This window comes from Vibrio sp. JZG10, assembly GCF_054064075.1.
Genome location: NZ_JBSUGE010000040.1, coordinates 1 through 11,477, shown reverse-complemented (window position 1 = coordinate 11,477; position 11,477 = coordinate 1). Strand labels below are relative to the sequence as shown.

Annotated in this window: 13 protein-coding genes; 12 read left to right on the top strand and 1 reads right to left on the bottom strand. The window is 41.0% G+C overall.

Features of this window, described 5'->3' with window-relative positions:
- Positions 1-101: 101 nt before the first annotated feature.
- Positions 102-554 (top strand): GNAT family N-acetyltransferase, encoded by a 453-nt coding sequence (locus ACWYVB_RS23715; RefSeq protein WP_457530400.1) that lies wholly within the window; start codon positions 102-104, stop codon positions 552-554.
- 22 nt (positions 555-576) lie between these two features.
- On the opposite strand, the gene ACWYVB_RS23710 is transcribed toward ACWYVB_RS23715, so the two are convergent.
- A complete protein-coding gene (locus tag ACWYVB_RS23710; protein WP_457530398.1) occupies positions 577-1,548 on the bottom strand; it encodes an IS30 family transposase in 972 nt (323 codons plus the stop codon).
- Positions 1,549-1,805: 257 nt separating this feature from the next.
- Here ACWYVB_RS23710 and ACWYVB_RS23705 point away from each other — a divergent pair, with 257 nt between their 5' ends.
- The 11 genes from ACWYVB_RS23705 (at position 1,806) to ACWYVB_RS23655 (ending at position 10,818) form a co-directional block, all read left to right on the top strand.
- A complete protein-coding gene (locus tag ACWYVB_RS23705) occupies positions 1,806-2,276 on the top strand; it encodes a GNAT family N-acetyltransferase (RefSeq protein WP_237312772.1) in 471 nt (156 codons plus the stop codon).
- A gap of 158 nt (positions 2,277-2,434) precedes the next feature.
- Positions 2,435-3,307, top strand: coding sequence for a restriction endonuclease (locus ACWYVB_RS23700; protein ID WP_457530396.1), 873 nt, complete (start codon positions 2,435-2,437; stop codon positions 3,305-3,307).
- A 1,153-nt stretch (positions 3,308-4,460) separates the two neighbouring features.
- Positions 4,461-4,982, top strand: a complete 522-nt coding sequence (locus ACWYVB_RS23695) for a GNAT family N-acetyltransferase (protein WP_395218073.1) — start codon at positions 4,461-4,463, stop codon at positions 4,980-4,982.
- 123 nt (positions 4,983-5,105) lie between these two features.
- Positions 5,106-5,441 (top strand): hypothetical protein, encoded by a 336-nt coding sequence (locus tag ACWYVB_RS23690; protein WP_193289429.1) that lies wholly within the window; start codon positions 5,106-5,108, stop codon positions 5,439-5,441.
- Positions 5,442-5,650: 209 nt separating this feature from the next.
- Positions 5,651-5,929 carry a hypothetical protein gene (locus ACWYVB_RS23685; protein ID WP_395218074.1) on the top strand — a complete coding sequence of 93 codons (279 nt, stop codon included), beginning with the start codon at positions 5,651-5,653 and terminating at the stop codon, positions 5,927-5,929.
- 599 nt (positions 5,930-6,528) lie between these two features.
- Positions 6,529-7,140 (top strand): hypothetical protein, encoded by a 612-nt coding sequence (locus ACWYVB_RS23680; protein WP_457530393.1) that lies wholly within the window; start codon positions 6,529-6,531, stop codon positions 7,138-7,140.
- Between the two features lie 132 nt (positions 7,141-7,272).
- Positions 7,273-7,773, top strand: coding sequence for a hypothetical protein (locus ACWYVB_RS23675; protein WP_457530392.1), 501 nt, complete (start codon positions 7,273-7,275; stop codon positions 7,771-7,773).
- 138 nt (positions 7,774-7,911) lie between these two features.
- Positions 7,912-8,430, top strand: a complete 519-nt coding sequence (locus tag ACWYVB_RS23670) for a GNAT family N-acetyltransferase (RefSeq protein ID WP_457530390.1) — start codon at positions 7,912-7,914, stop codon at positions 8,428-8,430.
- A 670-nt stretch (positions 8,431-9,100) separates the two neighbouring features.
- Positions 9,101-9,577, top strand: a complete 477-nt coding sequence (locus tag ACWYVB_RS23665; RefSeq protein WP_301612569.1) for a hypothetical protein — start codon at positions 9,101-9,103, stop codon at positions 9,575-9,577.
- Between the two features lie 143 nt (positions 9,578-9,720).
- The gene (locus ACWYVB_RS23660) at positions 9,721-10,383 is read left to right on the top strand and encodes a hypothetical protein (RefSeq protein ID WP_457530388.1); all 663 of its coding nucleotides are present in this window, start codon (positions 9,721-9,723) and stop codon (positions 10,381-10,383) included.
- Positions 10,384-10,626: 243 nt separating this feature from the next.
- Positions 10,627-10,818, top strand: coding sequence for a hypothetical protein (locus tag ACWYVB_RS23655; protein WP_268980074.1), 192 nt, complete (start codon positions 10,627-10,629; stop codon positions 10,816-10,818).
- Positions 10,819-11,477: the final 659 nt, after the last annotated feature.

Sequence of the window (11,477 nt, the reverse complement as noted above, 5' to 3'; positions counted from 1 at the left end):
CTATGCGTTAGTTTTAGTGATTAAGGTGGTTTGCAGTGGCTTTTGTATTGCGTTGCTCACCCCTTAACAGGGCGTTATGTTTTCGGAGGGAAATTGTCACTATGAGCATAGAGCTAAGAAGAATTGACCATGATAACTTCTATGAAATCTGCCAGTTACAAGTTGCTAAAAACCAATTAAATTATGTCGATAGCAATGCTATTTCATTGGCTGAAGCGAACTTTATGGATTTTCCTTGGTTTCGTGGCATCTATGCTGAAGATAAGCCAGTAGGTTTCATCTTGGTAAACGCAGACATTCCCGCAGATAAATTTTTCCTTTGGCGATTCATGCTAGATCAGACACAACAATCAAAAGGTTATGGTCGTAGAGCTATCGAGTTGTTAAGTTCAGAGTTGCTTAACGAGTTTGGAGCGTCGGCTCTTTATACAAGTGTTGTAGATAGCACAGGTGGTTCAAAAGGTTTCTACTTGAATTGCGGGTTTATACCTACTGGAAACTTAGTCGCAGGCAGGGAAATAGAGTTAAGCAGAACTCTTAAGCCCCACACTTAGTATCAAGTTTGAAGTGCGACACTTAGAGTAGCTGCTCATAAATATACTCCGTTGGTGTCTTGTAACCAAGCCTTTGGCGTGGTCTGTTATTCAGTTTATACGCTATCTGGCTGCACAGTCTTTGTGTCACATGAGCCATTGAGGTTTTCTTAGGTAAATATTGGCGTATGAGTCCATTTGTATTCTCATTGGTCCCTCGCTCCCAAGAGTGGTAGGGCGTTGCGAAGTAAAACAAGCATTTATGCTTGTTTTCTATCTCCTGATGTTGGTTAAATTCTGTACCATTATCAGCAGTGATAGTTCTAAATGGTAAGTTTGAACGTGTAACGATCTCTGTCATTCTCGCGTTGAGTGATGCAGTTGTTCGGTCATCTAGCTGTCCGATATAGGTGTAGCCAGTCATTCTGTCAACGAGAGTGACAATGCAGTGCTTAGTTCCACGACCGATCACGGTATCTATTTCCCAATGTCCAGGTTCTAGGCGTAACACAGCTTGTTTTGGTCGTTCTGTTATGTGCCTTTTAGCGGCAATTCTCCCCCTGCTATCTTTGGCGTTGTAGCGCTTACGTCTCTGTTTTGGTGATTGACGTAAATGTTTCCAGAGCATGCCTCCGTTGGCTTTATCGGTCCAAATGTGCTGGTAAATAAGCTCATGGCTCATCACTGGATAGCCATGCAAACGGCAATACCCAACGATTTGGTCAGGACTCCAATCGAGCATTATAAGCGCGTCAATAATTTTGAAATCGTGCTTGGTATAGCGCTTGTTACGCCGTGATCGGCTCAACCTGGTTCTAGCTCTTTGTTGCGCTCTAGCAGGCTGATAGGAAGGGTTAGGGCGATAGGCGTTGCATCGAGAGTTGCGTTTAAATTCTCGGTAGATAGTGCTCTTGTGACGCCCTAGCTCTTTAGCGATGTTGACGACACTAATGCCTTGCTTTCTAAGTGCGGACATCATATACCTTTCATTCTCAGTGAGGTGTGTGTAATTCATGGTTTTTCACTTCTTGGCGGGAGTAAAACTTATGAATAGCACATCTCACTGTTTTAAATTTCAGGGGTGTCGCACTTCGTACTTGAATCCAAGCCGTTTAACAAACTGTTCAAGAGGGATTCTCAACGCGTGGCATTTTCATCATGCGTTGGTTTTAGTGTTTAAGGCGGTATGCGGCGACTTCGGTATTGCGTTGCTCATCCCTTAACAGGGCGTTATGTAGCCGCGAGAGGACGGTAGGTTAAAAGGATTTATATATGTTAAATATTCGGCAAGCTCGCATTGAAGATATCAGTGTTATCAAGAAACTACAGTTTCAGCTTAATGAGTATCATCAAGCAAATTTACCTGATGACTTTTTATCACCGGAAGAAATTGAACAAAAAATAGACCTGCACAAGATAATCGAAAGTGAAAGCTCGATTTGTCTGGTAGCCGAAAGCAAAGGGCAGTTAGTAGGTTTTGTTTTTGGTGAGCTATGGGTTCGTAAGTCTTGGACGCTCAAACAGCGAAAGATCGCAAGCGTTGAACAGATTGTTGTGGATTCATGCTTTAGGAGTCAGGGTGTTGGACTGGCGCTAATAGAGGCATTTGAGGAAAGTGCTATTTCTAACGGCGGAGAAGAGCTGTGGTTAGAAGTATATTCTTTCAATGAATCTGCTCTAGCTTTGTATCGCAAAGCTGGTATTGCGCCCAAAATCCAAATTGGACAGAAAGCACTACCCTGAAAGTCGGCTACATAACAAATTGTTCAAGAGTGATTCGGCACGCGTGGCATTTTTACTATGCGTTGGTTTTAGTGGTTAAGGTGATATGCGGAAGCTTCGGTATTGCGTGCCTCACACCTTAACAAGGCGTTATACCTATTTCGGCAAAGGAGCTAACAATGAGTTATGATCAGTTTGAGTTAGATGAAGACAGCCTTTATTTGAATGGAAAGGTTATCATTGATGGTAGTTTTGATAACTCACTTGAGTGGCTAGCGTCAAACTTTTCGGATACAAAGACTTGCCCTATTTGCAAAAGCCACTTGCTTGATTTTTGGTTTCAAAATGAGGTACTTACAGATAGAGTAAACTTTGACTCAGAGTTTATTAATTTGAAGCTATGTCGCAATTGCAATTACTGGCAGTGGCACCACGAGAATCCATATAAAATAAATACTTACGGCTGTCTCGATCATTATACTCACTCTGGAATATCAAAAATCAGGACTTATGACGAGTTACCTTATTCTTGCCATCATGAACTAGCGGTGGCATTTAGAAGAAATCCCAAGCTTTGGCATACTATAAATCCAACCGAGTTTGAAAAACTCGTTGCTTCTATCTTCAGGGCAAATTACGCCGAATGTGAGGTTATCCACGTAGGTAAACCAGATGACGGAGGTGTTGATGTTATTTTTATCGATTCAGGTGAAAAACAGTGGCTAATTCAGGTAAAACGTCGTGAGTCTGAAAATTCGTCAGAAGGTATTTCAACTATAAGAAATTTGCTCGGTACAATGGTGTTAAAGAACTCAGCTTATGGGATACTAGCCTCGACTGCTGACCACTTTACACACAGAGCAAATGAGGCTGTTGGGCTCGCCCGTAGTCAAGGAATGCACTTAGAGCTAATGGACCGCGGTGTTCTAGACCGAATGATTGGTAAACTTCTACCATCAAACCCAGTAGCAGGGTTTATATCTGAAAACTACTCATCAAAGATATCGTCTGTTTTTTCGTCGAAAATAGCGGGTGTCTATGAGAGAGAATAGGTATAACAAACTGTTTAAGAGTGATTCGCAACGTTTGGCATTTTTACTATGCGTTGCGTTTAGTGTTTAAGGTGGTATGCGGGAGCTTCGGCATTGCGTTGCTCACACCTTAACAGGACGTTAGGTGTTCGAGAGGATTATGAGTCATTATCAACTAAGTGTAATTAGCCAAGTATGGATATTATTAGCATTCTATCCAGTCATTTCTTATGTCTACTATTTAAATTCAAGGTCGATTGCTCAATCTGCTCATGGTCTATTGTCCTTGGCTGGATTTCTTTATGCTGTCGTTGTATGCGAGTTTACTCAATTTGACCCGCAGTATTATTGGTATTGGCCAATCTACCTGTTTTTTATCCTTTCGTTGCTTTCTACGATTTACTCGTTCAAAGCCTTTAAAGGTAAAAAGTATGTACACTTAATACACGTGTTTACAATCATCTCAAATATACTGACAAGTTTTGTTGCGTTAATGGCAGTGGCACACGATTGGATATGAACACCTAACAAAGCGTTTAAGACAGATTCGCAACGCTCGGCATTTTTGGTTTGCTTTGATTTTAGTGTTTACGGCACAATAGTTTAGGTTCGGTGGTCTGCGTTGCTCACTACTTAACGCGGCGTTAGTTGCCATGAGGAAAAACGCAGCCAAATCACAAAATCTAGCGGTAAAAGCTCAAAGTAGTAAAGTGAGTTTTTCTCGATCAAATCCAGTGTTGAATATTTCAGCTAAGATCCAAACTTGGCACTGGTTCACGACTGACTTGTTCTTTGGTGTTGCAGATTTTAGGTTGGGCGGAAGGTGATTTTTTGCTGAAACCCTGCTCGGTGAGTTTACCGTTTCAAAAGCAGATTTACTTGCTGAAAGGGCGCTTTCTTTGGCGTGGTGAGTTTACGTTGTTTCAGCGACTAGCCGCTTTGAGACTACGCCTGACTTAACGGCACTAAAGTACGTAGGTTTTTTGTTCGCAAAGCCTAAACTGTCCTAAAATCAGTAAATTGTGTTTGGCAACTAACAAACAATTTAAGAGTGATTCAGCACGCTTGGCATTTTTGGTTTGGGTTTGGCTCAGTGTTTACGGTGTTCAAATGAAGTGCCGTGGTCGCGTGCTTCACACCTTAATTGGGCGTTAGCCCTTTTCGAGGAAATGATATGGAAATCGTACAAGAAATTGTTGTTTCAGAATTGCACCATAAGGCAATCGAAGCATTAAGAAACCGAGCTTTTCCGGACAGCCAAGTAAGTCGTTCTTACTTTAAGCAGTTGCCTCATATGCGAGCCCTTCATTTTCAAGGTGAACAGTTGGTTGGCTACCTTGGACTGGACTATCGCGTTGTTAGTGTCGGTGGGGAAATACATAAGGTTCTGGGCGTAATCGACTTCTGTGTTGATGAACGTTATAGAGGGCAAGGTATTGGCTCTTTCATGTTGTCAGAAGTATCGTCATTTGCCGAAACTAAAGACGTTGATTTCATAATCCTCATATCTGACTTACATGATTTCTACTCATCAAATGGCTTTAACAAAGTTCAGTGTATGCAGTCTTGGTTAAGGCTTCACGAGCACACCAACTTTGGAGTTGCTGTAGAGTATATTGATGGACTGTATGTGAAACCACTCAGAGATAAGCAGTGGGGTGTTGGACATTTTGATTGGCTAGGTTATATGTACTAGTCAACCACAGGGCTAACAAAGCATTTAAGAGTGATTCGCTACGCTTGGCAGTTTCGCTTCGCTCAAGTATAGCCAAGCGCTGCTCACACCTTAATGCGGCGTTATGTGCTTGGAGGAATTAATATGCAAAAGAAGCAAATTGTAAAATACATATTATTTTTCCTTGGTATTGGAATTGTTATAGCTATTGGCTTTGATCAGCTGTTTTTTCGAGGAAAGCTTATAGGGACTCATCACGGCGTGGTTCTATCTTCGTGGGATAACACAGATGCTCCTGGTAAAAGCCGAAGCATCCACATTTATAGAGCAGCTGTAAAGTTAGAGCATGGTGAGGTTGTACAGGTTATTTGCAAGTCGATCTGTATTGAGGGCAAGGTGGTTATTGTTGAACAGTACAAGCCATTGTTTGGCAGCTACAGCAACTATTACAGTTCATTATTGGCTCCGTCAAAAATGTAACTACACACATAACAAACTGTTCAAGAGGGATTCGCAACGCGTGGCATTTTTACTGTGCGTTGGTTTAAGTGATTAAGGTGGTATGCAGCGGCTTCGGTATTGCGTTGCTCACCCCTTAACAGGGCGTTAGGCGACATGAGATAAACGATAGAGTAGTGATAGTATCTTGGCGTGAATCTAGCTTCAGTTAATAGAAAAGGAGTGGATTAATGAATGGTAAAGCATTTGATAATTGGCAAAAATCGCGAAAGAAAGGATGTTTAAATTGGCTTTTCAGAACAACTTTCGTTACAGCCATTTTGTACATGATTTTTAATGTTATTTTCCTTTATCCATCTTCTGATGCTGCAAGCATTACGATTTTCTTATCGGATAATGCTCTTAATTACTCAATTTACACGGTCGGGATGTTTTTCGCATTTTGGGCTATTTGGTTATACAACGAATCTTCGTATGAGAAAGAAGTTAAACGTAGAAATGTCGCCTAACAAACTGTTCAAGAGGGATTCGCAACGCGTGGCATTTTCACTATGCGTTGGTTTTAGTGATTAAGGTGGTGTGCGGTGGCTTCGATATTGCGTTGCTCACCCCTTAACAGAGCGTTAACTGGCGCAAAAAATACGAAAGCACATTGATACGGTTTCTAGGTTCAGAAGTTCAGCGTGTTCGGTCGGTTTCCTTAATTGAGCTAATGCGACTAATTTCAATCTGGTACTTAAGTTTACTGATGTGAAAGGCGGCAAAAAGCCTTCTAATAATATAAGGCATTCGCGATTAGTTCGGCGCACTTACATTGCCGAAGTATGGTGTTGTGAGACGCATTTCAAACTAAAGATAAACGGTAATCTTTTGGTTAAATACATATTTGAGTTAGCTTTACTAATCATTAATTAGGAAAACCACTTTGGCTAAAGTGGCTGTAAGATCTGCGAAAACTGAAAGGCGCTCAGTTAACAAACTGTTCAAGAGGGATTCGCAACGCGTGGCATTTTTACTATGCGTTGGCTTAAGTGTTTAAGGTGGCATGCGGGAGCTTAGGCATTGCGTTGCTCACCCCTTAACAGGGCGTTATGCCTTAGGAGATAAAATGGAAGATGTTCTCACGATTTTAAAGGTTTGTAGTGCAGTGGTAGCAATTATTGCAACTTTGATTGGTGTACTAAAATTCAAGTTTACACGCCGATCAGCAATGATAGCGGAGTATCAACATGCTAGAACTTTTCTATCTGAGGTCGACACTTTACATCCTTACGCAAAAGACCTTGGCTTTTACACGATCGCAGGTAATAGTTACGTAAGTTCAGCTGAAATTGAATATGCTATAAGCCTTGAAAACCCGGTTAAGTCTTTAAAATGTTATGTTAAAGGTAGAAAGTACTTTATTCCGTTTAATGAGCTTAAGTATCCAAAGCTCAAATTTAAGCCCAAATACGAGTCTCAACGAAAAAGAGTGTTCTTAACCTATTTCTATATGTTCATGTATTTCTTGATGGCTTTTGTTGCTATGTCTCCAGCTATTCTTTCCCAGTTTATAGATTATTCGTCTATTACTGATTACGTTTCGCTATTATTGGTCAGCTTGGTGGCATTCGGCTATCTTGCGTACGAAATGCTGCAACGTCATCTCGAAATATACTTTGCGCAGTTCTTGTTTGACTCACAAGAAGTGCACCGAGATCTAAAGGTAGTAAAGGCATAACAAACTGTTTAAGAGTGATTCGCAACGCGTGGCATTTTTACCATGCGTTGATTTTAGTGATTAAGGTGGTGTGCGGTGGCTTCGGTATTGCGTTGCTCACACCTTAACAGGGCGTTAAATTCTTGAGGGTTTATGAGAGCATTTCGAAATGTATCAAAAGGGTTGCAGGGTAGCCTAAAGTCACTTTATTCCGCTCTAGACAATAAAACGAACGAGAGCATTGAGGATTGGCAATGTGTTGCAATCACAGTGTTCGACCATTGGTTAACACGAGAAGAGTTTGAGCAATATTTTACTAATCGTTCGTTAGACCAACAAGCCGATATCGACCTACGTTGGCATTTGTTTCATCGTCTTCTAGCGGAGGACGTTTCGTGTTACCAGTACAAATATAGATCTGTTAGTCGGTTGATATTTAAGGAGCCAAGAAACAGCTCTTTGTTTGTCCGCCGTTTATCTAGGTTTTCAGTTACAGATGCTGATGCTTTGCAGCTCGTAATTCCAGAATATCGGGCTGTTTTCGTACAAGGTTATGACGATACATGTTCTCTTTACTTTGAGTGTCGAGAGTCTGTAGAGCCTCTACTCCATGAAATTAGAAAGTTGGGCATGTATACGTTAGAACGAATTTAACAAACTGTTTAAGAGTGATTCGCAACGCGTGGCATTTTCATCATGCGTTGGTTTAAGTGATTAAGGTGGTATGCAGCGACATCGGTATTGCGTTGCTCACACCTTAACAGGGCGTTATGTAACAAGGAAAGTCCGAGTATGGAAATAGTAACGGATAGACTGAAAATGACTCAAATTACGGACAAAGATTGGGAGTCATTTGAATCTTTACATCGTGATCCTGCTGTTATTAGATTATGTTTCGATGAGCCATCTCCTTCAGAAATAAAAGAAAGATTTAAATCAAGGCTTCCTCGGTGGTCTAAAACTTCAGAAAATTGGCTATGCCTTACAATGACTATACGGGAAACTGGTGAAAAAATCGGTGTCACTGGTTTTCATCTTACCGATGGTATGGCAGACGTTGGGTATTTAATTCTCCCTCAATATCATGGTCTCGGGTTTGGTACAGAGTCATTGAAAGCATTAATCAATTGGGCTTCTAATGAACTAGCTATTACGGCATTTAGTGCAGTAGTTACAGAAGGTAACGTTGGTTCAGAGAAGGTGCTTATTAAAAGTGGCTTTTCTCTCAAAACAGTAGCACCAAATGCCTACCAAATTGGCGGTAAATTGTATGCAGATCGTATTTATAGCATCGAAAATATTGTTACATAACAAAGCGTTTAAGGCAGATTCGCAACGCGTGGCAGTTTTGGTTTTAGTCGGCTTAAGTGTTTACGGAGCAAGGTTTAGGTACAGTGGTAGTGTCGCTCACTACTTAACGCGGCGTTAACTGGCGCAGAAAATACGATAGCACATTGATACGGTTTCTAGGTTCAGAGGTTTAGCGTGTTCGGTCAGTTTCCTTAATTGAGCTAATGCGACTAATTTCAATTTGGTACTTAAGTTTACTGATGTAAAAGGCGGCACAAAGCCTTCTAATAATATAAGGCATTCGCGATTAGTTCGGCGCACTTACATCGCCGAAGTATGGTGTTGCGAGACGCATTTCAAACTAAAGAAAAACGGTAACCTTTTGGTTAAATACATATTTGAGTTAGCTTTACTAATCACTAATTAGCAAAACTAGCTTTGGCTAAAGTGGCTGTAAGATCGGCGAAAACTGAAAGGCGCTCAGTTAACAAACTGTTCAAGAGGGATTCGCAACGCGTGGCATTTTTACTATGCGTTGTTTTTAGTGTTTAAGGTGGTATACGCTGGCATCGGTATTGCGTTGCTCACCCCTTAACAGAGCGTTATGTAGATATGCAATTGCATGCACTTTTTCTAGGGAGAATGCTAACTGACATAGTATACTGCTGGTTTTCAATATTGAGAATTTACAATGAATTATGAACAAGATCCTATGACAGGGTTCAAGACTCTTGAAATGGCGTTTTCTGAAGGTTTTCGAATGAAACGCGTACCGTTCACCGAGGATATTTATTTTGTTAGAGATCGAGCTCTTGGTTACTACCGTTACACTTATGCTCGCTTAGATAAGCTAAAAGTCCTACAGACAGTTGTGTTAAATGGTAAAGAAGAATTAAACGGGCTACCTTGTTTCGGTTTGTATTATGGAACGTTAGAAGCACTAAGAGGGACAGGGGTAACCGTGCCGTATATTCAAAAGGTATTGGCTGAATTCACAAAAAGTCTTCCGAAAAAACTTTCTGAGTTTTATATCGAGACTAGCGTTGATATCTCTAACGAGGCATCCCTTGCGGTTGCTGGAAAATTGTTTGGTGAACCAGCGACCGACAGCGTGGACGAGGCTACAGGTGAGCCAATCAGAGTATGGCAAACTAAAGTCAGCCGATAAATCCACATAACAATCTGTTTAAGAGTGATTCGCAACGCTTGGCATTTTTGCTATGCGTTGCGTTTAGTGTTTAAGGTGGTATGCGGAAGCATCGGTATTGCGTTGCTCACACCTTAACAGGGCGTTATGTTTAGGAGAGTTAATTGAAGAAAACTAGAGAATTCCGCTCTAACTATCTGCTATTTATAGCGTTTCTAATGTGCTTGTTGCTGATTCTGTTTGGAACATTAATTGGCTCAACTTCCTTCCAAGGCACGTTTATCAATGTTGCTTGGTATGATGCATTGTCAGCTGTAGATTCAATTTTGGCAGGTGGTGGTACATGTTTTGCTGCATTTTACGCGTACAAAGCTCTAAGTACTTGGGAGCGTCAGTGGAAGTTCACGACATCACATAGAAAGACGGATGAACTGTTGTCTGCTTTGAAAAACTACCAATCTGCGACTTTAGATATTGCAGAAGCAAACCTTAAGAATACAGAATTTAGCTTAGGAGAAGAGTCGAAGTTAGAGCAAAAGATTGACGTTTCAGATATGCACAATTCATGGTTCAAGTTTAACTCTCAACTTTACGATGTACTCGGTTATGTGAAGGGTAAAAAGCTGCTCTCTACATCTAAAATAGAAGAGCTTAGAGATTTAGTTTCAGAGGTTGAGCGTTTAGCATGGAGAAGTAAGCAACAATCAACCGACTTAGATTTCGAAGCTACTTACACAGAGATCCAAAATCGTTCTTATAAAGCCAATTATAAATTTACTAGCAAAGTAACTGAACTCAAACTTTGGTTGTATGAAAATCAAACATAACAAACTGTTTAAGAGTGATTCGCAACGCGTGGCATTTTCATCATGCGTTGGTTTTAGTGATTAAGGTGGTATGCGGCGGCATTGGTATTGCGTTGCTCACACCTTAACAGGGCGTTAGTTGCCAACGAGGAAAACGCAGCTTAAACAGAATATTTAGAGTTAAAATCGGTGTGTTTTTGGTGGGGTTTCGTACTTCAATTTTGAATCGTTCGGGTTTGTGAAAATCGTTCTCAGGTTTCTTTTGTGGTTGAATTTTCTGTTTCAGAAACCGAATCACTGGTTGAGAGTCAGCTCTGTGACATTGTCTTTTCAAATGAGCTTTTTGGTGTTGTTAGCCCGTTTTCTACGGCGCTGTTTGTTCCAAGCGGTTTCAGTGAGAGACGCTTAAAAACTACGCCTGATTTGAGTTTTTCAAAGCACGTAAAAAGAGTGTAGGCAAAGCGGTAATCAACTCCAAACCTAAGCCTTGGGTTTGGCAACTAACAAAGCATTCAAGAGGGATTCACAACGCTTGGCAGTTTTGGTTTGAATTAGTTTAAGTGTTTACGGCACAATGGTTTAGTTTGGGTGGTGGCGTTGTTCACCCCTTAATGCGGCGTTAGTTTGCAAGCGAGGGGCTGAATATGAAAGGGCGGGGGTATGATTAAGAAACTGCAACTTGTAGTTAACAATCGAAGGCAGCTTATTGGGGCGAGATGCTTCGTATGGCTTACAGCGCTAATATTTATTGTGGGGACTTATTTCGATATCCAGGCTGGAGGGCTTTATTTTCAAGGGGCATACAAAACAGATGGACTCTATGATCTTCAAATAGGATTTCAAATGCTGGTGATAGTCATATGCCTATGGTTTGGCTCATTCGGTTTGAGAATAGAGTCGAAAAGTAGTCCTTAGTAACAAACTAACAAAGCATTTAAGGGTGATTCCCAACGCTTGGCATTTGCAGTTCAAGGTTGGTTTTTGTGTTTACGGTGTAAAGGTTTAGGTTAGGTGGCAGCGTTGCTCACACCTTAATGCGGCGTTAGGTGCTTGAAGGAAAAGGTAAGTATGGAAATTGCTTTTCGGCAGATAAACATTGATGATTGCGAATTATG